The organism is Streptomyces sp. NPDC002463 (genome assembly GCF_042889835.1).
GTDB lineage: Bacteria > Actinomycetota > Actinomycetes > Streptomycetales > Streptomycetaceae > Streptomyces > Streptomyces nymphaeiformis.
The window spans coordinates 364,892-386,223 of sequence record NZ_JBIARL010000007.1 but is presented as its reverse complement, the minus strand read 5'-3'; the positions used below and the strand labels follow the sequence as shown (position 1 = coordinate 386,223).

13 protein-coding genes are annotated in these 21,332 nt (G+C 74.3%); 7 read left to right on the top strand and 6 right to left on the bottom strand.

The features are described 5' to 3' along the window. Positions 1-387: 387 nt before the first annotated feature. Positions 388-933 (bottom strand): MarR family winged helix-turn-helix transcriptional regulator, encoded by a 546-nt coding sequence (locus ACFYX3_RS17475; protein WP_376591797.1) that lies wholly within the window; start codon positions 931-933, stop codon positions 388-390. A 154-nt stretch (positions 934-1,087) separates the two neighbouring features. Here ACFYX3_RS17475 and ACFYX3_RS17470 point away from each other — a divergent pair, with 154 nt between their 5' ends. Next, the gene (locus ACFYX3_RS17470) at positions 1,088-2,362 is read left to right on the top strand and encodes an MFS transporter (RefSeq protein ID WP_382655671.1); all 1,275 of its coding nucleotides are present in this window, start codon (positions 1,088-1,090) and stop codon (positions 2,360-2,362) included. A 6-nt stretch (positions 2,363-2,368) separates the two neighbouring features. Here the strand turns inward: ACFYX3_RS17470 and ACFYX3_RS17465 are convergent, their stop codons facing one another. Together ACFYX3_RS17465 and ACFYX3_RS17460 are read right to left on the bottom strand one after the other, a co-directional pair. After that, positions 2,369-4,009, bottom strand: coding sequence for a SpoIIE family protein phosphatase (locus ACFYX3_RS17465; protein WP_389013922.1), 1,641 nt, complete (start codon positions 4,007-4,009; stop codon positions 2,369-2,371). A gap of 106 nt (positions 4,010-4,115) precedes the next feature. Continuing rightward, on the bottom strand, positions 4,116-5,480 hold the full coding sequence (locus tag ACFYX3_RS17460; protein WP_389013919.1) for an NAD(P)/FAD-dependent oxidoreductase: 1,365 nt from the start codon (positions 5,478-5,480) through the stop codon (positions 4,116-4,118). 355 nt (positions 5,481-5,835) lie between these two features. Between ACFYX3_RS17460 and ACFYX3_RS17455 the strand changes: the two genes are divergently transcribed. Continuing rightward, complete coding sequence (locus tag ACFYX3_RS17455; RefSeq protein WP_389013916.1) at positions 5,836-6,609, top strand: TetR/AcrR family transcriptional regulator; 774 nt, start codon at positions 5,836-5,838, stop codon at positions 6,607-6,609. 206 nt (positions 6,610-6,815) lie between these two features. Next, the gene (locus ACFYX3_RS17450; RefSeq protein WP_389013913.1) at positions 6,816-8,921 is read left to right on the top strand and encodes a sigma-70 family RNA polymerase sigma factor; all 2,106 of its coding nucleotides are present in this window, start codon (positions 6,816-6,818) and stop codon (positions 8,919-8,921) included. Here ACFYX3_RS17450 and ACFYX3_RS17445 read toward each other — a convergent pair. After that, positions 8,908-12,120, bottom strand: a complete 3,213-nt coding sequence (locus ACFYX3_RS17445; protein WP_389013910.1) for an ATP-binding protein — start codon at positions 12,118-12,120, stop codon at positions 8,908-8,910. The genes ACFYX3_RS17450 and ACFYX3_RS17445 overlap by 14 nt on opposite strands. A 217-nt stretch (positions 12,121-12,337) precedes the next feature. Further along, positions 12,338-14,551, bottom strand: coding sequence for an asparagine synthase-related protein (locus ACFYX3_RS17440; RefSeq protein ID WP_389013950.1), 2,214 nt, complete (start codon positions 14,549-14,551; stop codon positions 12,338-12,340). A 561-nt stretch (positions 14,552-15,112) separates the two neighbouring features. Between ACFYX3_RS17440 and ACFYX3_RS17435 the strand changes: the two genes are divergently transcribed. The 4 genes from ACFYX3_RS17435 (at position 15,113) to ACFYX3_RS17420 (ending at position 20,298) form a co-directional block, all read left to right on the top strand. Next, complete coding sequence (locus ACFYX3_RS17435; RefSeq protein WP_389013907.1) at positions 15,113-16,558, top strand: MFS transporter; 1,446 nt, start codon at positions 15,113-15,115, stop codon at positions 16,556-16,558. A 112-nt stretch (positions 16,559-16,670) separates the two neighbouring features. Next, on the top strand, positions 16,671-17,855 hold the full coding sequence (gene lhgO, locus ACFYX3_RS17430) for an L-2-hydroxyglutarate oxidase (protein WP_389013904.1): 1,185 nt from the start codon (positions 16,671-16,673) through the stop codon (positions 17,853-17,855). A gap of 362 nt (positions 17,856-18,217) precedes the next feature. Then, positions 18,218-18,937: a tRNA (guanosine(46)-N7)-methyltransferase TrmB gene (gene trmB, locus ACFYX3_RS17425; RefSeq protein ID WP_352025551.1), complete on the top strand. Its 720-nt coding sequence runs from the start codon at positions 18,218-18,220 to the stop codon at positions 18,935-18,937. Between the two features lie 56 nt (positions 18,938-18,993). After that, complete coding sequence (locus tag ACFYX3_RS17420; RefSeq protein WP_382655692.1) at positions 18,994-20,298, top strand: PrsW family intramembrane metalloprotease; 1,305 nt, start codon at positions 18,994-18,996, stop codon at positions 20,296-20,298. A 58-nt stretch (positions 20,299-20,356) separates the two neighbouring features. Here the strand turns inward: ACFYX3_RS17420 and ACFYX3_RS17415 are convergent, their stop codons facing one another. Further along, complete coding sequence (locus ACFYX3_RS17415; protein WP_389013901.1) at positions 20,357-21,304, bottom strand: aldo/keto reductase; 948 nt, start codon at positions 21,302-21,304, stop codon at positions 20,357-20,359. Positions 21,305-21,332 lie beyond the last annotated feature (28 nt).

Here is a 21,332-nt window from a genome sequence, read left to right as displayed (position 1 = left end):
GCGCTTCCTTCGTTTCCGACTCTATCAGATCTTTCCGATCCGATTTCCTCGGTGCTTTCCGGTCCCTTTCGCTTTCGCTCCGGGCCCTTCCGGCGGTTCCGACTCTATCAGATCCTTTCGGCGTCTGATTCCCAGTCAGGGGGTTTGTCTTTCCGACTGTTGGGCCGTTCCGACGTCTCAAACTCTAGCGGGTTTCCCCGGCGACTCATAATCGAGTCTTTCGAAATGAATTTCGGCATGCCGAAATTCGTCCCGGTGGGGAGTCCGTACTGAGTAAGAGGTGCCGCATCTGCGGCGGGAGTGGTTGTCGAAGAACCGTTCCGGCTCCGTGACAACTCGGAGAACACTACGCATCCAGCAGGGGCGTGTCAACCCCCGCCCGGTGCGTCAGTCGAGGTCCGTCAGTCGGCCGCCGGCGTCCGGCTGGGTGAGCTCCACGCGGCGGAGCAGGCGGATCAGTGCGTCGCCCAGGACGCCCCTCTCCTCCGAGCTCAGGTCCTGGAGGAGCTCCTCCTCGAAGTCGGTGGCCATGCGCATGGCCTCCAGCCACTTCGTACGGCCTTCGTCCGTCAGCTCGACGATCACGCGGACCCGGTTGTTCTCGTCCCGGTCGCGGGTGACCAGGCCCTCGCCCGCCATGCGGTCGATGCGGTGGGTCATCGCGGCCGGGGTGAGGCCGAGGCGCTTGGCCAGCTCGCCGGGGCCTAGGCGGTAGGGAGCGCCGGCGAGCACGAGGGTCTTGAGGACCTCCCACTCCGCGTTGCTGATGCCGAGGTCGGAGAGCTGGCGGCCGTACGCCACGTTCATCCGGCGGTTCAGCCGGCCGAGGGCGGAGACGACCTTCTCCACCTGCGGGTCGAGGTCGCGGTACTCGCGCTGATACGCGGCGATCTGCTCGTCGAGGCTCGGCTCCTGGGGAGCGGTGTCGGACATGCGGCGAGTATCCCACGGGCTTGGTTGGCGTTGAAGTCCTTCAGTGTGTACTGTTAAGACGTTAACTTTAGCGTTGAAGTCTTCAGGGTTCAGACGTACAGATCTGAACCCGCGACCGAAGTGGGTGAGTGTGACCAAGGCGAGGGGCGCAGCGATGCGCCGCATCCAGGCAGGCAGCGCGCTGAGCGCGTTCGGACTCGGCTTCACCGTCCCGTACCTCTATGTGTACGTGGCGCAGGTGCGGGATCTGGGCGCGGCGACGGCGGGAATCGTGCTGGCCGTCTTCGCCATGGCCGCACTGGTGGTGCTGCCCTTCAGCGGGCGGGCCATCGACCGGCGCGGGCCCGTGCCCGTCCTCCTGGTGGCCTCGGTCCTCGCGGCCGTGGGCGCCGTGGCGATGGGCTTCGCGTCCAGCGTTCCGGCGGCCGTGGGGGCCGCGGCGCTGCTCGGTGCCGGTACGGCCGTGCTCCAGCCGGCCCTCGCCACGATGATCGTCTGGTGCTCGGAGCCCGCCGGCCGCACGCGGGCCTTCGCGATGCAGTTCTTCCTGCAGAACCTGGGGCTCGGTATCGGTGGTCTGATCGGCGGTCTGCTCGTCGACACGAGCCGGCCGGGCAGCTTCATCCTGCTGTTCTCGATCGAGGCGGCGATGTTCCTGGTGCTCGCCGCGGTCGTCGGGACCGTCCGGATGCCGGGCTCCCCCGCGCTGCAGAGCACCCGCCCGTCCGAGGGCGCCAAGGGCGGCGGTCTCCGGGCGCTGCTCGGGCACAAGGCGATGGTGCAGCTGTGCGTCCTCGGCTTCGTGCTGTTCTTCGCCTGCTACGGGCAGTTCGAGTCGGGTCTCGCGGCGTACGGCACGGAGGCCGCCGGCATCCAGCCGTCGACGCTCGGGATCGCCCTCGCCGCGAACACCGCGGTGATCGTGCTCGCCCAGTTCGTGGTGCTGCGGTTCGTCGAGCGCCGGAAGCGGACCCGGGTGATCGCGGCCGTGGGTCTGATCTGGGCCGTGGCCTGGATGGTCGCCGGGTACGCGGGCCTCGGGCACGGCAGCCAGGCCATGGCGACGGCAGCCTTCGTCTCCACGTACGCCCTCTTCGGGCTCGGTGAGGCGATGCTGTCGCCGACCGTGGCCCCGCTGGTGGCCGATCTGGCGCCGGAGTCGATGGTCGGGTCGTACAACTCGGCCTTCGCCCTGGTGAAGCAGCTGGCGCTGGCCGTCGGTCCGGCCGTGGGCGGGCCCATGGGGGCCGCGCTGCACGGGCCGTACATCGTGACCTTCGTGCTCTTCTCGCTCGGGATCACGTTCCTGGCGGTCCGGCTCGGCCGGCAGCTCACCCCCGAGCAGGACCAGCCTTCGCTGGCGGTCAAGCCGTCGAAGGTGGTCGCTCGGCACGAGCCGGCCCGCGAGAGCGAGACCGCTGCCGCCTAGACCGGGTCAGTCCGGCAGGGCGAACTCGCACCACACCGCTTTGCCGCCGCCGGGCGTGCGGCGGCTTCCCCAGGACGAGGCGATCGTCGCGATGATCGAGATACCGCGACCCGCCTCGTCCTCCGTTTCCGCCCTGCGGCGGCGCGGCAGATGGTCGTCGCCGTCCGTGACCTCGATGATCAGGCGCCGGTCGGTACGTCTCAGGCGCAGGCGCATGGGCGGAGTGCCGTGCTGGAGGGAGTTCGCCACGAGCTCGCTGGTGGCGAGGACGCCCAGGTCGCGCAGCTCGACCGGGAACCGCCAGGACGACAGGACCCCGGAGGCGAACGCACGCGCGCGGGGGGCCGCCTCCACGCCGCCGAGCAGCTCCAGGGCGGCGTTGTGGAAGAGCTCGGCGTCCGCGCCCTTGCGGGAGGGGTGCTGGACCACCAGGACGGCGACGTCGTCGTCGTGCTCGGCGGTCACCCCGAGGGCCCGCAGCAGCCGGTCGCAGACCACCTGCGGGGTGCCGGCGGCGCCGGCCAGGGCGCGGGCCAGGGCCTCGACGCCCTCGTCGATGTCCTCGCGGCGGCGCTCGACGAGACCGTCCGTGTAGAGGACGGCGGTGGAGCCGGGCGGCAGGGCGATGGAGCCCGAGGCGTGCAGCCAGCCGCCGGTGCCCAGGGGTGGGCCGGTCGGGTCCTCGGCGCGCCGGACGGTGCCGTCCTCGTCCCGTACGAGGATCGGGAGGTGGCCGGCGGAGGCGTACACCAGCTTGCCCTCGTTGGGGTCGTGGATCGCGTACACACAGGTGGCGATCTGGCTGGCGTCGATCTCGGCGGCGAGGCCGTCGAGGAGCTGGAGGACCTCGTGCGGGGGCAGGTCCAGGCGCGCGTAGGCCCGGACGGCGGTGCGGAGCTGGCCCATGACGGCGGCGGCGCGCACGCCGCGGCCCATGACGTCGCCGATGACGAGCGCGGTGCGGCCCGCGCCGAGGGTGATCACGTCGTACCAGTCGCCACCGACGGCCGCGTCCGCGACGCCCGGCTGGTAGGTGGCGGCGATCCGCAGGTCGTCGGGCTGCTCCAGCTCCTGCGGGAGCAGGGACCGCTGGAGGGTGACGGCGGTCTCGCGGTGCCTGCGCTCGCTGGCCCGGAGCCGCTCGGCGGCCTCGGCGTGGTCGGTGACGTCGGCTGCGTGGACGAGGACGCCGCCGCCGTCGAGGCGGGGGCTGTCGACGGGCAGGCACGTGACCGTGTACGAGCCGCCGTCCTTGGTCTTGCGGGACTTGACCGTGCGGGGCTTGCCGCTGCGCAGCACCTGGTCCATGAGGGGCAGCAGGCCCAGCTCCTCGGCCTCCGGGCAGGTGTCGGCGACGGTGGCGCCGGCGGCGCGCGGGCCGAACGCGGCGGCGTACGCGTCGTTCACGTACGCGATGCGGTGCTCCGGGCCGTACACGAGGGCGACGAGGCCGGGGAGGCGGCCGAGCAGCTCCCGTGCGGAGAAGTCCTCCAGGGCGGGGATGTCCGCGGCCTCGGCGGCGCTGTCGGTGAGCTGCTCCAACTGCTGACCGTACTCACCGCGGGCGGCGGGCACGGAGCCTTCGGTCCCCCGCGCCGCGCGGCGCTGCGTGCCGGGGAGCCGGGCGCTCCAACGGGTGAAGTTCACGGATCTCTATGCCTCGTGGTGTCGGTGCCGTGCAGAGTCACGCTGTGCAGGTGTGAGCCCACCTATGGTCACACGTCCAGTGTGGACGAGTGCACTGACAGTGATGTCAGGACCGCGGCTTGTCGCCGTCGGCGGGCGGTGGTGCCGCGGCGAGTTCGAACTCGGCCCTGGGGTGTTCCAGGGAGCCGAGGGAGACGATCTCCCGTTTGAACAGGCCGGACAAGGTCCATTCGGCGAGGACCCTGGCCTTGCGGTTGAAGGTCGGGACCCGGCTGAGGTGATAGGCGCGGTGCATGAACCAGGCCGGATATCCCTTGAGCTTGCGTCCGTAGACGTGGGCGACTCCCTTGTGCAGGCCGAGGGAGGCGACGGAACCCACGTACGCGTACGCGTACTCCTTGAGCGGCTGCCCGCGCAGGGAGGCCGCGACGTTCTCGGCGAGGACCTTGGCCTGGCGGACGGCGTGCTGGGCGTTGGGCGCGCACTCCTTGCCGGGTTCCTCCGACGTCACGTCGGGGACGGCGGCGGCGTCGCCGGCCGCCCAGGCGTGCTCGGCGCCGTCGACGGCGAGCTGCGCGGTGCAGCGGAGCCTTCCGCGCTCGTTCAGCGGCAGGTCGGTGGCGGCGAGGACCGGCGCGGGCTTCACGCCGGCGGTCCAGACGACCGTACGGGTGGGCAGGCGGGTGCCGTCGCTGAGGACGGCGACCCGGTCCTCGCAGGACTCCAGGCGGGTCTCCAGGCGCACGTCGATGTTCCGGCCGCGCAGCTCGCGGATCGCGTACCGGCCCATGTCCTCGCCGACCTCGGGGAGGATCCGGTCGGAGGCCTCGACGAGGACCCAGCGCAGGTCCTCGGGCTTGACGTTGTGGTAGTACCGCGCGGTGTAGCGGGCCATGTCCTCCAGCTCCGCGAGGGCCTCCACGCCCGCGTAGCCGCCGCCGACGAAGACGAAGGTGAGGGCGGCGTCTCGGATCGCGGGGTCGCGGGTGGAGGAGGCGATGTCCATCTGCTCGATGACGTGGTTGCGCAGGCCGATGGCCTCCTCGACGGTCTTGAAGCCGATGCCGTGGTCGGCCAGACCGGGGACCGGGAGGGTGCGGGAGACCGAGCCGGGCGCGATGACCAGCTCGTCGTACGTCATCTCGACGCTGCCGGTGCCCTCCTCCTCGGTGGCGAGGGTGATGAGGGTCGCGGTGCGCTTGGCGTGGTCGACGGAGCGGACCTCGCCGATGACGACGCGGCAGCGGTCGAGGACCCGGCGCAGCGGCACGACGACGTGGCGCGGGGAGATGGAGCCGGCCGCGGCCTCCGGGAGGAACGGCTGGTACGTCATGTACGGCTCGGGGGTGACCACCACGATCTCGGCGGTGCCGGCTCTGAGCTCCGCACTGAGCTGCCGCTGGAGGCGCAGCGCGGTGTACATGCCGACGTAGCCACCGCCGACCACGAGAATGCGCGCAGGTTCGGTCACTGTCCCATGACGCACCCCCGTCCGTGGTTTGTCCACAGGCTCGGCAAATTGTGTGACCGGAGGGGTACGGAGGCGCGGGGTGGCGCGTGGTGCGCGCGTGACGGAATCGGTGCAGGTCAGGGTCGGTGGGGCCGGTTCGGGGAGGGGTCGGAATCGGGAGTCTTCCGGGCCTTGCTCCGATCGGGGGGCGCACCGTACGGAACTCCCCCTTCTGAATTGACCCCGACTCAACTATGTTCGTACTTCATCGGGGTGTCGGATCCGAGCGCGCGTGGACCGAAGCGCTCGTCCGCCGGAGGCCCCGTGTCAGGGCGGGGAGTCTCCGGGGGGAGACATCATGAGCGGGGGAACGCTTATGCAGATTCAGGATTCGCGGTGGCAGTCGGGCGCCGGGACGGCGACCGTCGTCGACGGGCACGCCCCGGGGACGGCCGAGCCGCGCAATGGCACGGTGGCGGGCGGCAGGTCCGCACCGCTGAGGGTGGACGCCCAGCGCAATCTGGAGCACGTGCTCCGGGCCGCCCGTGAGGTGTTCGGCGAGCTCGGCTACGGCGCTCCGATGGAGGACGTGGCACGCCGCGCCCGCGTCGGCGTCGGCACCGTCTACCGCCGCTTCCCCAGCAAGGACGTGCTGGTGCGGCGAATAGCCGAGGAGGAGACCTCCCGGCTGACCGAGCAGGCGCGGGCCGCGCTGGGCCAGGAGGAGGAGCCGTGGTCGGCGCTCTCCCGGTTCCTGCGGACCTCGGTCGCTTCGGGTGCGGGTCGTCTCCTGCCGCCGCAGGTGTTGCGCGTGGGTGTGGACGAGTCCGGTGCGCCGCTCGTCGCGGACGACGCGACCCGGGTGCCGTACCAGCGGGGTGTCGCCGAGCCGGGCGACGCCCGTGTGGTCGCGCCGCGCCAGGTGCCCGCCGACGAGCGGGACGACGCGGGGGCCTCGGAGCTCCTGGAGGTCGTGGGCCGGCTGGTCGACCGGGCGCGTGAGGCGGGTGAGCTGCGGACGGACGTGACCGTGGCGGACGTCCTCCTCGTCATCGCCACCGCCGCGCCGGCCCTGCCGGACGCCGTGCAGCAGGCGGCGGCCTCGGCGAGGCTCCTCGACATCCTTCTCGAGGGCCTGCGCTCCCGGTAGGACCTGTCCGGCTGTTGTCACCGGGGCAGGTGTTCCTCGTGGTCCGGGCGGACCAATGAGCTTCGCACGAACGTGTGAGCGGTTACGCCCGGATACATGAACTCGCCCCGGACGAGTGGTAAGTGGACGCGGCGCTTCGGCATGCCCGCGCTCTGTGGCACGCTTGGCCGGTATTCGGTCCGAGCGTGCGTACGGGGGCTTCCGCGATGAGCGGTGACAGTCGGGACGATCCGCTGGGCAGCGGCGGCGGCGCGGAGGCCGGGGACCTTCCTTCCCGGCAGGTGCCGAGCCAGGGCGGACCGGGGGGCTCGTCGGGAGCGCCCGGGGCGCCGGGAGCGTCGGCCGTGCCGCACGCCGAGCCGCTCGACGCGAGCGTGCCGCAGCAGCGCGAGGGCAAGCCCGCCGGCGCGAGACCCGCGGACGCGGGTGCTGTCGCGGGTGGAGCCGACGCAGGTGGGGCCGTGGCGGGTGGCGCTGCCTCGGGTGGGACCGTCGAGTTCGACGCCTCCGAGAGCGGGGGCGCCGGCGGTGACTCCGAGGCCGACGAGCCCGACACCGTGCTCCCGCCGCCGCGCGAGCTGCCGCCCTCCGACGCCGAGCTCGTCCAGCTCATGCGGGACGGCGACGGCACCGCGTACGAGGAGCTGTTCCGCCGCCACTCCGACGCCGTCCGCCGGTACGCCAGGACCTGCTGCCGCGACGCGCACACCGCCGACGACCTCACCGCCGAGGTCTTCGCCCGCACCCTCCAGGCCGTGCGTGGCGGCGCCGGGCCCGAACAGGCCGTGCGCGCCTACCTCATGACCACCGTCCGGCGGGTCGCCGCCAACTGGGCCAGGACCCAGAAGCGCGAGCACCTCGTCGAGGACTTCGCCGTCTTCGCCGCCGACGCGGCCCGCTCCTCCGAGGTCTCCGACCAGGACACCATGGACCTCGGTGCCGACGTCCGCGCGATGCACGAGGCCGAGCAGTCCCTCGCCATGCAGGCCTTCCGCTCGCTGCCCGAGCGCTGGCAGGCCGTGCTGTGGCACACCACCGTCGAGGAGGAGTCCCCGAGCGAGGTCGCCCCGCTCTTCGGACTGACCGCCAACGCCACCGCCGTGCTCGCCAGCCGGGCCCGCGAGGGCCTCAAGCAGGCCTACCTCCAGGCGCACGTCAGCCAGTCCCTGACCGCCGGCGGCGACTGCGCCCGCTACGCGGACCGGCTCGGCGCCTACGCGCGCGGCGGGCTGCGGATGCGGGCCGAGCGCGGCCTGCGCAAGCACCTGGACGAATGCGCCAAGTGCCGGCTCGCCGCCGGTGAGCTGGCCCATGTGAACGCCGGGATCCCCGCGCTCCTGCCGGTCGCCGTCATCGGCTGGTTCGCCGCCGGGTACTCGCTCAAGGCCGCCGGTGTCGTCGCCGGCGGCACCGCCGCCGCGGCCGGTGCGGGCGCGGCGGCCGCCGCCACCGGGTCCTCCGGCGGCGCCGCCTCGGGCGGTGCCGCCGCCGAGGGGCTCGGCGCGCCCGCGAAGGCCGGCATCGCGGCGGCCGTGGCGGTCGCCGCGGCCGCCGGGCTCGTCTGGGCCATGGCCGGGGACCCGCAGCAGCCCGTGGCCGCGCCCAAGCCCGCCCAGCCTGTCGTCACCCCGATCGCGCCGGAGCCCGCTCCGCCGTCCCCGAAGCCGAAGCCCGCGCCGCCGGCACCGCCCGTCGCCTCCGAGCCTCCGGCGCCCACGCCGCCGCCTCCCCCGAAGCCGAGCCCGAAGGCGACGCCGAAGCCCACGCCCAGGCCGACGCCTCCGCCCGCCCCGAAACCGACGCCCAAGCCCACGCCGAAGCCGAAGCCGACGCCCACGCCGTCCCCCAAGCCGAAGCCCAAGCCCGCGCCGCCGTCCGTCTACCAGGTCAACGAGCTGCAGTACGGGGTCTTCGGCGACGGCACCAAGCCCGAGGTGTCCCTCTCGGACAGCAGCTGGATGTGGCAGCGGAACAACGTGGCCATCAACGGCACCACGTACGCGCACGGGGTCAGCGTCCACGCGCCGTCCTCGCTGCTCATCGACCTGAACCGGCAGTGCACGCGGTACGAGGCGACCGTCGGCATCGACGACCTGAGCGCCCAGCTCGGCGTCGGCGGCGTCCGCTTCTCCGTCTACGGGGACGGGCGTCGGCTCTGGCGCTCCCAGGTCGTCCGGGCGGGCGACCCGCCGCTCCCCGTGCAGGTCGACCTCACCGGGCTCTCCACGATCCGGCTCGTGGTGGAGGACCACACGCCGTTCGGCCGGGCCGCGGTCGCCGACTGGGCGGAGTCCCGGATCAGCTGCTCCTGACGGTCGCGTCCGCCCGCGCGGCGACGGGCTCGGCGAGGGCGAGGACCTCGTCGAGACCGAGCCCGGAACCGGCGGCGCGGGCGGCTTCCAGGCCCGACGCACCGAGCTCGGCGAGCCCCAGGGCGGTCACGGACTCGCTGTCCCTCAGCTCCGGGACCGAACGGGGCATGTCCCGGCGCCAGTGGTCGGCGGCGGCCATGACCCGTACGGCGAGCTCGGCCTCGCCCGCCTCGGCCAGGGCGATGGCGAGCCCCTCCGCCAGGCTGTTGGTGATGAAGTCCGCGCACTGCGCGTCCCGCGCCGTGCCGAGTGCGGAGACGGCCGTGGCGACGGCGGCCGCGCCCCTGCCCTCGTACGCCTCGACACGGGCGGCGATTCCCCTCACGGCAGCCTCGAAGTGCGGCGGCGGGGTGCCGAGCGCGACCGTCCGGCCGGCCTCCTCCAGCTGGGCGCGGGCCTCCGTGATGTCGCGGCGATGGAGGGCGAAGGCTGCACGGAGGAAGCAGACGTACGTCTGGCTGTCCCGTACGTGGTACCGATCGGCCTCCCGTGCGGCCTCTTCGAGGGTCTGCTCGGCGGTCTCCAGGTCGCCGGTGCGGTAGGACAGTTCGGCGAGGCGGGCGAGGAGGAACGGGGCCTCGGCGTGGGCGCCGACCTCGCGGGCGAGCCTCAGGGCCTCCTCGTACGCCTCGCCCGCCTCCGCGTGCCGGCCGCGCATCGTGTACGACTCGCCCGCCGCGCTCGCGATCTGGGCCCCCATCCAGCGGTCGCCGACGCGGCGGGCCAGGTCGCGGAGTTCGGCCAGGGCCTCGTCGACGCCGGGCATGCCGCCGGGCATGTCGACGATCATGTGCGTGCGGAACATGAGGCTGACGCCGAGCTCCCAGTCGCCGCCGTGGCGGCGGCAGGTCTCGACGGCGGTGTCGAGGAGGGCGCGGATCACGGCCGGTTCCTCGGTGAGGACCGCTGTGAACGGCCAGAGCAGGCCGGGGAAGCGGGCCGACTCGGGGCCGGGCTCCTCGCCGAACGCGTCGCGCACGCGCTTGACGAGCGCGAGGGTCTCCGGTTCCTTGAAGTCGCCCATCGTGCTGCTCTCCACCGCGAGGAAGAAGTGCAGCATGCGCAGGTGCATGCGGGGCCAGTGGCGTGGGTCGGCGGGGTCGGACGGGTCCTCGCCCAGGGCGAGCGCGCGCTCGACCCAGACCAGGCCCTCGGGGCGGTAGTTCCGCAGCCACCAGAACCAGCCCATGGCGAAGACGAGCCGGAGGGCGGCGGCCTCGTCGGGAGCCGTGACGAGGGTGCGGTGGAGGGCGGCGCGGATGTTGTCGAGGTCGCGCTCGAGCCGGTCGATCCAGGGGAGCTGCTCGGCCGAGCGGAGCCGGGGCTCGGCGGTCTCGGCCAGGTCCGTGAAATGGGCGGTGTGGGCGGCCTCGGCGGCGGCGAGCAGCTCGGGGTCCTCGGCGGCGCGCTCGGTCGCGTACTCGTGGATGGTCTCCAGGAGCCGGTAGCGCATCTCGCCGCCCTCGGTGGGGGTGGCGACGACGAGGGACTTGTCGACCAGGGCCCCGAGGGCGTCGGCGGCGCCCGGGGAGAGGGCCTCGGCGGCGGCCAGGTCCCAGCCTCCGGCGAAGACCGACACCTGGCGGAGCAGTGCACGCTCGGCCGGGTCGAGGAGGTCCCAGGACCAGTCGACGACGGCGCGGAGGGTCTGCTGGCGGGGCAGGACGGTCCGCGAGCCGGAGGTGAGCAGGAGGAACCGGTCGTCGAGGCGGTCGGCTATCTGGCGCGGGGTGAGGAGGCGCAGCCGGGCGGCGGCCAGTTCGATGGCGAGCGGCAGGCCGTCGAGGCGGCGGCAGATCTCGTCGACGGCCTCGCCGCCGTCCCGGGCGAGGTCGAAGGAGGGGCGCACGGTGCGGGCCCGCTCGGCGAAGAGGCGGTGGGCGGGGTCGGGCGGGAGGGGCTCGACGGGGCGGACCGACTCGCCGGGGACGCCGAGGGGTTCCCGGCTGGTGGCGAGGATGCGCAGGTCCGGGCAGTGGGTGAGGAGGGTCTCGGCGAGGGCGGCGGCCGCGTCGATGACGTGCTCGCAGTTGTCGAGGACCAGGAGCAGCGGGCGGCGGGCCAGGTGCTCGACGAGGTGGGCGGTGGGGTCGTCCTGGAGCGGGACGCCGTCGCGGGTGAGGTTGATCTCGCGGAGGCGGAGGGCGGAGAGGACGGCGCCGGGGAGGGCGTCGGGCTCGTCGAGCGGGGCGAGTTCGGCGATCCAGGCGGCGGGGCCGACGGCCCGGAGCGCGGCCTCCTCGGCGAGCCGCGTCTTGCCGGAACCGCCGGGCCCGGTGAGCGTCACGAGCCGGGAGCGGGTCAGGTCGGCGTCGAGCGCGGCGAGTTCGGGCTCGCGCCCGACGAAGGAGGTGAGGCGCGGCCGGATGTTGCCGGCCTCGGCGGCGGGCGGCTCGGGGGCGCGTACGGGCGGGGGCGGGACGGCTCCGGCGAGGAGTTCCCGGTGGAGGGCGGTGAGTTCGGGGCCGGGGTCGGCGCCGAGGGCGTCCGCGAGGGTGCGGCGGGCCGACTCGTACGCGGTGAGGGCGTCGGCGTGCCGGCCCTCGGCCCGCAGGGCACGGATGAGCTGGGCGTGGAAGGCCTCGTCGTACGGGTGCGTGGTGATGAGCTCGGTCAGCTCCGGTACGAGTCCGTCGGTGGCGCCCCGGCGCAGATCGGCCTCGACGCGCTGGCGGAGCGCCGCGAGCCGCTGCGCCTCGGGCCGGACGCCCGCCGGGTCGGGCAGATCGGCGAGGGCGGGGCCCCGGAAGAGGCCGAGGGCCTCGCGGAGGAGGGCGGCGGCGGTGTCGGGGTCGCCGGCGTCGAGGCGGGCGGCGCCGTCCCTGACCCGGCGCTGGAACACGTACAGGTCGATGTCGTCGGGGCCGGCGGCGAGCCGGTACCCGGGGCCGGGGGTGGAGTCGACGGCCTCCCGGCCGAGGATCCGCCGGAGCCGGCCGACGAGGGCCTGGAGGGCGGCGGGTGCGTCCTGCGGCGGATCGTCCCCGTACACGTCGTCGGCGAGCTCGCCGGCGGACACGGCCCGTCCGCCGCGCAGCGCGAGCGCGGCGAGCAGCGCGCGCAGCCGGGCCCCACCGAGGGGAAGCGGGCTGCCGTCGGGCCGGAGGGCCTCGGTGGTGCCGAGGATGAGATACCGCACCGCCCCATTGTGGCGGGCGGTCGGGCCGTACGCCTCGGGGTTTACCCCGGTGGGTCCCCGGGTCGTTCCCTGGCCCGGGCCCCGGACCGTTCCCCGGGCCGGTCGGCGAACCGGTCCCCGGGCCGGTCGGCGAGCCCGCCCCCGGATCGGTCCGCGAGCCCGCCCCCGGGCCGGTCCCTTGGAGCGCGCCGGTGTCGGGTCCGCGCCCCCGCGCGCCTCAGGCCGGCAGTGATCTCCTCGACGGCGGGATCAGGGGCCCCTGGACCGCGCGGTGGGAGCGGGGGGCCGCTGTGGTGTCGGTCCAGCAGGAGCCTCGGCGGGCCAGGAGGCGGCGCAGCCAGAGTTCGGTGGAGACCAGGTCGGCGAGGCCGTCGAGGGGGACGGGGGCGCCGTCGGCCGCCGCGCGGAGCGCCTTGCGGACGACGCGCGCGTCGATCAGGCCCGCGTCCGCGAGGAGCGGCGCGTCGAAGAGCGCGAGGAGCTGCGGGAGCGCGGCGCGCAGGCCCGCGCGCGTGGCGGCGGCCGGGACGGCCGGGTGGGGGGCGCCCCAGCCGGCGGGGACGTCGTGGACGCCGGCGCCGGAGAGGACCGTGCGCAGGACCCCGGCCCGGGCGTCCGGCTGGACGCGGAGCGATTCGGGGAGGTCGCGGCAGGCCCGTACGACCTGGTTGTCGAGGAAGGGGGCGTGCAGGCGCTGGCCCCGGATCTCGGCGGCCTGCTCCAGGACCCGGTGGTCGGCCGCCGCGCGCACGAGGGCGGCACGCGCGCGTGCCTCACCGGGGCGCTGGACGGCGGCCGGGAGGGTCGCCGCCCGGTTCAGGCGAACCGATACTTCGGCCAGGGCCTCGCCCGTCAGCCAGCACGCCGCAGGCCCCGGCCGCGACCAGGCGAGGGCCGAGAGCGAGGCCTCCAGGGGCCCGAAGCCGTCCGGGGCCGTGCGGTTCGCCTCCAGGACCCGCCGGGCCGCCGCCTCCAGACCCGTCCGGTACGGGGTGCGGGCCAGCTTCCGCGCCGCCCGGTACACGGTCAGCGGCACCAGGAACGACCCCGCCGACGGCCCCGACGCCTTGGCCAGCGCCGTCACCGGACGCACCAGGGAGCGGCGCCTGCGGTCCATCAGGAGATCGGCGAGGCGCGCCGGGTGCGCGTCCAGGACCTGCTTCGCACCCATGCCGGTGAAGTGGTCGGCGCTGCCGCCCGCGAGCCGCCTGCGGTGCCGCTCGGCCGTGACGAGCGCGGGCCCCGGCTCGTCGGTGAGCGGCCCGTCGAGGGACGCGTACGGCAGGGCCTCCTCGCCGCCCGCGACGACGACGTGGTGCAGCCGCGGGTCGGCCGCGATCGCCCGGGCCCGCTCCAGCTCGGCCGTGCGGCGCGCGCCGGCCCGCGTCGCCAGGTCGTTGAACGTGACGGCGAGCAGCCGCTCCCCGGCGCCCGTGCCGTGCCCGGTGACCGTGCCCGGCACCCCCGGGAGGCCCGCCGCGAGCAGCGCGAGCGTGCCGGAGGCGCTGCCGCCGGACAGGTCTGCGCCGATGCCGGGTGCCGGGCCCGCGCCCCGGGCGGCGCGCCGGTCGGCCGGGCCCATGCCGGGGACCGGGCCGGGGTCGGGGAGCGGGGTCTCGGGCGCGTGCCGGGGGGCGGTGAGCCGGGCCCGTACGGCCTCGACGAGGGCGTCCCGTACCCCTTCGACGGCCTGCCGGGGATCGGCCTCGGGCGCCGCGACGGCGAGCGAGGCCACCTGCTCGTAGCCGGTGATCTCGCGCGAGCCCTCCCGCAGGATCAGCGCGTGGCCCGGCGGCACCCGCCGCACCCCCTCGTACGGGGTGGAGTCGCGCAGCGCCTCCGGGGTCTCGGGGCAGGCGAGCAGGGCGGCGAGGTGGCCGATGTCGAGCTGGGCCTCGACGAGGTCGGCGAGCGGCAGGGCGGCGGTGGCGTACGCGGTGCCGCCCGCCCACGGGGTGTGGAACACCGGGCGGGCGCCCGCGAGGTCACCGGTGACGGTGACGCGGCGGCCGGTCTTCACGACGGCCGTGTAGCTGCCGGGCCAGGCGGTCAGGTGCCGCAGCGCGCCCCCGCGCGCGGTGAGCAGGCCGATCCGCAGCTCCTCGTCGCTCGCGGCGCAGCAGCCGAGGACGGCGAGGCGGGTCCGTTCGTCGACGGCGACCACGCGCACCTCGTCGGGGCGCCAGTCGCCGACCGCCCAGAGCGGATCGGGGTCGCCCCACAGGAGTTGTGCGCCCACGGGTTGCACCGTGCGCCCCTCGGCCGCACGGTCGGGGCCGGGGGCGTATCCCGGGTCGTATCCGGGGTCGTACGGAGAGCCGGAGGCGTACGAGGAGCCCGAGCCGTACGCGCCGTGTGCCGGCCCCGCGCGGCCTCCCGCGGTCGTTGCGAAGCTCGCCGCGACACTGCTCCAGCCCACCAGCCATCGCATCGGCGCCTCCACATCCGTTTCGGTGGAGGACATGCTGCCACGACAACGGCGCACGGGGCGGGGTCCGGGTGCACGCGCGCCAAAGCCGAATGCGCCCCTGGCATGGGCCAGTTGATGATCGGCGGCGCACCGGCGTCATTCGGCCAAATATCGATCCCCGTCGGAGGTTTGGAGCGGCGCCGGGCGGCTCGCCGGACACCGGCAGCCCGGGAGGCGCTCCCGCCTCCCGGTGCCGTCCGCCGCCCGCGGGGAATGGGGCGGCGGTGTCCCCCAGCCCACTGGTCCGGGACACCGCTCCCGGCCGAGCGGGCCGACCCACGCGGAACTCATGGAAGCGCTCCCCCGCCGGCCGGACGAGAGCGCACGGCCGGGCGCACGGCCACACGGCGGGAGCACGAGCCGCGCCGCCGACCGTGTTCGTCGCACGTTCACACAACAATCTCGCCATACGGAACACCGCCCCTTAACGGTGGGGATGCGGCGAACTACGCTGTGTTTACGAATGCCGCACGCCTATGCCCGGCGTCGTGGCGGCCGTCTGGGTTGTCGAGGGGTGGCGTGATGTCCAGGGAGCAACGCGGGCCGAACGAAAAGCTCGGCACGGTTCTCGCCCTCGCGGGAATCAGCAACGCCGGGCTCGCCCGGCGCGTCAACGACCTCGGCGCACAGCGGGGTCTGACGCTTCGTTACGACAAGACCTCGGTCGCCCGCTGGGTGTCCAAGGGCATGGTGCCGCAGGGCGCCGCCCCGCACCTGATCGCCGCCGCGATCGGGCAGAAGCTGGGCCGGCCCGTGCCGCTGCACGAGATCGGGCTCGCGGACGCCGACCCGGCACCCGAGGTCGGGCTCGCCTTCCCGCGCGACATCGGCGAGGCGGTCCGCTCGGCCACCGACCTGTACCGGCTCGATCTCGCCGGCCGGCGGGCCGGCGGGGGCGGCATCTGGCAGTCGCTCGCCGGGTCCTTCGCGGTCAGCGCGTACGCGACGCCCACGTCCCGCTGGCTGATAACCCCGGCCGACCCGTCGGTCGAGCGCGAGGCCCCGCGCCCGAGCGCCGGCACCGCCGCGGGCACGTCGGCCGCGGAGCACACGCGCGTGGGCCACAGCGACGTCGCGAAGCTCCGCGAGGCCGCCGAGGACGCCCGCCGCTGGGACTCCAAGTACGGCGGCGGGGACTGGCGTTCCTCGATGGTGCCCGAGTGCTTACGCGTGGACGCGGCGCCGCTGCTGCTCGGCTCGTACTCGGACGAGGTCGGCCGGAACCTGTTCGGCGCGACGGCCGAGCTCACCCGGCTCGCCGGTTGGATGGCCTTCGACACCGGGCAGCAGGAGGCGGCCCAGCGGTACTACATCCAGGCCCTGCGGCTCGCCCGTGCGGCCGCCGACGTGCCCCTCGGCGGCTACGTCCTCGCCTCCATGTCGCTCCAGGCCACCTACCGGGGCTTCGCCGACGAGGGCGTCGACCTCGCCCAGGCCGCGCTCGAACGGAACCGGGGGCTCGCCACCGCCCGCACCATGTCCTTCTTCCGGCTCGTCGAGGCCCGCGCGCACGCCAAGGCCGGCGACGGGGCGGCCGCCGCGGCCGCGCTCAAGTCCGCCGAGGGCTGGCTGGAGCGCTCCCGGGAGGGCGACGCCGACCCGACCTGGCTCGGCTTCTACTCGTACGACCGGTTCTGCGCCGACGCCGCCGAGTGCTATCGGGACCTGAGGATGCCGGGCGAGGTGCGGCGGTTCACCGAGCAGGCACTGTCCCGGCCGACGGAGGAGTTCGTCCGCTCGCACGGGCTGCGGCTCGTCGTCTCCGCCGTCGCCGAGCTGGAGTCGGGAAACCTGGACGCGGCCTGCGCGGCGGGCACGCGCGCGGTGGAGGTGGCGGGCCGGATCTCGTCGGCGCGGACGACCGAGTACGTACGCGATCTGCTGCACCGGCTCGAACCGTACGGGCACGAGCCGCGCGTCATGGAACTGCGCGAGCGGGCCCGGCCGCTGCTGGTCGCTCCGGCGTGAGACGCGACCCGGGGCCGCGACTGCACGCCGGAGTGACGCGCGTCCCACACCGTGGGCGTTTAGCGACGTTGTCAGTGGGCCAGTGCACTATCGGTGGCGGGAGGTGGCGCTGGTGTTTGACTGTGACGTGCTGGTGATCGGCGGTGGGATCGTCGGTCTGTCGACGGCGTACGCCCTGACGCGCGCCGCCCCCGGCACCCGGGTCACGGTCCTGGAGAAGGAGCACGCCCTCGCGCGCCACCAGACCGGGCGCAACAGCGGGGTGATCCACAGCGGGATCTACTACCGTCCGGGCTCGCTCAAGGCGCGGTTCGCGGTCCAGGGCGCGGCCGAGATGGTCAAGTTCTGCGCGGAGTGGGGCATTCCGTACGAGGTGACGGGGAAGCTCGTCGTCGCCACCGGCCGCGAGGAGCTGCCCCGGCTGCACGCGCTCGTGCAGCGCGGCAGGGAGAACGGCATCCCGGTGCGCGAGCTCGGCCCCTCGCAGATCAGCGAGTACGAGCCGCGGGTGCGGGGGCTCGCCGCGATCCACGTCGGCACGACCGGCATCTGCGACTACACGGCGGTGTCCGAGCGGCTCGCCGAGGCCTCCGGGGCCCGGATCCTGTACGGCGCGGAGGTCACCGTCGTCGACCGGCGGCCGTTCGGGGTGGCCGTGAGGACCGCCGACGGGCGGGTGGTGCGGGCCAAGGTCCTGGTGAACTGCGCGGGGCTGCACTGCGACCGGATCGCGCGGCTCGCGGGCGACGACCCGGGCATGCGGATCGTCCCCTTCCGGGGGGAGTACTACGAGCTCGCGGACCCGTCGCTGGTCCGCGGCCTGGTCTACCCCGTCCCGGACCCCGCCTTCCCGTTCCTCGGGGTGCACCTCACCCGCGGCATCGACGGCGGCGTCCACATCGGGCCGAACGCGGTCCCGGCGCTCGCGAAGGAGGGGTACGGCTGGTCCGTGGTCCGCCCGCGCGAACTGGGCGCCACGCTTGCGTGGCCCGGGTCCTGGGCGATCGCCCGCGAGCACTGGCGGTACGGCGCGGGGGAGCTGCACCGGTCGCTCTCGAAGCGGGCCTTCACGGAGGCCGTGCGGCGGATGCTGCCGATCGTCGAGGAGTCCGACCTGCGACGGGCCGCACCGGGGGTGCGGGCGCAGGCGGTCCTGCGGGACGGGACGCTGGTCGACGACTTCCTGATCCGCGAGGCGCCGCGGACGGTCCACGTCCTGAACGCGCCTTCGCCTGCGGCGACGGCGTCGCTGCCGATCGGACGGGAAGTGGCGACCCGCGCCTTGGCACGGCTGTAGCCCCCGCTGTGGGATGGCGCCCCGCCCGCGTGGGCAAGCGTCCCGCAGGGCGGGACGGGTGGGCACACGGGACGGCGCCCTCAGCGGCGCCTCCGCGTTCCGAGCCTTGACCCGCACCACCAGCGCACGGGGTGCAGGTCAGGGCGCGGAAGCCTCTGGCGCCGGCAGGGCGCGGGTCCGTTGTGCCCACCCTCCCCCGAGCTCTCGGCTTCGCTCGAGCAGGGGGGACCCCCTCGCCCCAGCGGAACGACTGCCCGCAACGGGGGCGCCGTAGACTTGGTCGCATTGTGTCTGAGCAGATCGAGAACACCCAGCAGCCCGTCGTCGAAACCGGATCGCCCGTCGCGCGTCGGGGCAGTCGGATGTTCGCCCCCGGTGAGGGGCCCATGCCCGATCCCGCCGGGGCCCATCACGAGCGGCGGATCCGCAGCTTCCAGCCGCGCCGCAGCCGTGTCACGTACGGGCAGGCCGAGGCCATGCTGAAGCGGTGGCCCGACTGGGGCCTCGACATCGACGGCAAGCGGGTCCTCGATCTCGGCGAGATGTTCGACGGGCTGCCCGTCGTCCTCGAGATCGGCTTCGGCATGGGCGAGGCCACGGCCCAGATGGCCGCCGCCGATCCCGGCACCGGGATCCTCGCCGTGGACGTGCACACGCCCGGCCAGGGCAATCTGCTCGGGCTCGCCGACCGGAACGGCCTGACCAACGTCCGCGTCGCCAACGGCGACGCGATCATCCTGCTCCGCGAGATGCTCGGCGACGCGACCCTCGACGGCTGCCGGGTCTACTTCCCGGACCCGTGGCCCAAGGCCCGCCACCACAAGCGCCGGCTGATCCAGCCCGAGTTCCTCAGCCTCCTCGCGCCCCGGATGAAGCCGGGCGCCGTGCTGCACTGCGCCACGGACTGGGAGGAGTACGCCGTGCAGATGCTGGAGGTCCTCTCCGCGCATCCGGACTACGAGAACACGCAGGCCGACGGCGGCTACGCGCCCCGCCCCGACTTCCGGCCCCTCACCCGCTTCGAGGGCCAGGGCCTCGACAAGGGCCACGTCGTGCACGATCTCCTCTTCCGGCGGAAGTGACGGGGAGCGGCTTACTCCGTCGACCGGTGTCGGTGGCGGTCGTTAGGGTCGCTCACGTGTCGAACTCCGTTCCCGTCCCGCACCGCGACACCGAGGAGCCGGACTTCCCCGCCGCCGCGGACCGATCGCAGTGGCGCTACCGGCCGCGCCGGGCCTTCTGGCGCAGCCGGCTGGTCCGCGCGGTCTCCGTCGTGACGCTGCTCGCGCTGTGCGCCCTGGTGATCCTGGCCCTGGTGCGCGAGCAGACCGGTACGCAGGGCTTCCTCGTCGGTCTGGGCCTGGCCGTGCTTCCCGTACCGCTGCTGATGTCGGCGTTCCGCTGGCTCGACCGGGTGGAGCCGGGCCCCTGGAAGAACATGCTGTTCGCCTTCGCCTGGGGCGCCTTCGCGGCCGCGCTCGTCGCGATCCTGGCGAACTCCTTCGCGGTCCGCTGGATCGCCACGGCCACGGCCGACCCGGACTCCGCCGACAACCTCGGGGCCACCGTCATCGCCCCGGTGGTGGAGGAGAGCGCCAAGGCCGCCGCGATCCTGCTGCTGTTCCTCTTCCGCAGGAGGGACTTCGGCGGTCTCGTCGACGGGGTGGTGGTCGCCGGTTTCACCGCGACCGGCTTCGCCTTCACCGAGAACATCCTCTATCTCGGCAACGCCTTCGGCGAGGACCAGGAGTTCGGCTCCGGCATCGGCATGGTGACCGCCGGGACCTTCTTCGTACGGGCCGTGATGTCACCGTTCGCGCATCCGCTGTTCACCGTGCTCACCGGCATCGGCTTCGGCTTCGCCGCCCTCGCGCCGCCCGGGAAGCGGCTGCGCCGGGTGCTGCTGCCGCTGGCCGGGCTGCTGCTCGCGATGAGCCTGCACTCCGCCTGGAACGGCTCGGCGACCTTCGGCGGCCCGCTGGCCTTCTACCTGGTGTACGGGGCGCTGATGGTTCCGGCGTTCGGCCTGCTGACCTGGCTGGCGGTGTGGAGCCGGCAGCGCGAGCTGCGCACGATATCCGGGGAGCTCCCGGCGTACGCGGCGGCCGGCTGGCTCGCGCCGACCGAGCCGCTCGCGCTGTCCTCGATGCGGGCCCGGCAGATGGCCCGCGCGTTCGCCGCCCGGACGTACGGCCCGCCGGCCGCGCGGGCGGTCGGCGAGTACGAGTCCTTCGCGACGACCCTCGCGTTCCTGCGGGACCGGGCCCGGCGCGGCACGGCCGGCCCCGATTTCCCGGCCCGGGAGCAGGAGCTCCTCCACCACCTGTGGCAGCGCCGCGCGGTGGCCTCCCCGGCGCTGACGTACGCGGCCCGGGCGACGGGCCGGGCCTGGGCGCCGCCTCAGTATCTGGACTACGACGGCTACAACCCGTACCGGAGCTAGGGCCTGTCTTTCGGATCAGGCCGGATCAGGGAGCGGGGCCTGATCCGAAAGACAGGCCCTAGATCGCCGAGGCCTCCGTGAGGAGGGTCAGCTCGGCCTCCGTCAGCGTCAGGTCCGCCGCCGCGACGAGGGCCGGGAGCTGTTCGACCGTGCGGGCCGAGGCGATCGGCGCGGCGACGGTCGGCCGGGCGGCGAGCCAGGCGAGGGCGACGGTGGCGAGCTCGGTCTCGTGCGCCGCGGCGACCGTGTCGAGTGCGGAGAGCACGGCCTGGCCCCGCTCGGTCTCGGCGAGCTCGGCGGCGCGGTGGGCGCGGGCGCTGTCGACGGTCCTGCCGGGGCGGTACTTGCCGGTGAGGAAGCCGGCGGCGAGCCCGTAGTACGGGACGGCGGAGAGCCCGGCCTTCTCGACGGTCTCCAGGAGCGGGCCCTCGTAGGTGTCGCGGGAGACCAGGTTGTAGTGCGGCTGGAGGGCGACGTACCGGGTGAGGCCCTCGGCCTCGGCGAAGTCGAGGGAGGCCCGCAGTCGCTCCGGGGAGATGTTGGAAGCGGCGACCGCGCGCACCTTGCCGTCCTTCACCAGCTGGTCGAGGGCGGTGACGATCTCCTCGACCGGGACGGACTCGTCGTCGAAGTGCGTGTAGTAGAGGTCGATGTGGTCGGTGCCGAGGCGGCGCAGCGACTCCTCCGCGGCGGCCTTGATCGTGGGGGCGGAGAGGCCCTTGAAGCGGGGGTGGGCGCCCGCCTTGGTGGCGACGACGATGGCGGAGCGGTTGCCCCGGGAGGCCATCCAGCGGCCGATGACGGTCTCGGACTCGCCGCCCTCGTTGCCCTCGGCCCAGGCGGAGTAGACGTCGGCGGAGTCGACGAAGTTGCCGCCGGCGGCGGCGTAGGCGTCGAGGACGGCGAAGGACTCCGCCTCGTCGGCGGTCCAGCCGAAGACGTTGCCGCCCAGGGCCACGGGGAAGACGTGCAGGTCGGAGGAGCCCAGCGGGCGGAGAGAGGTCATGTCGAATCAACCGCTCCCGTCGCCGGGC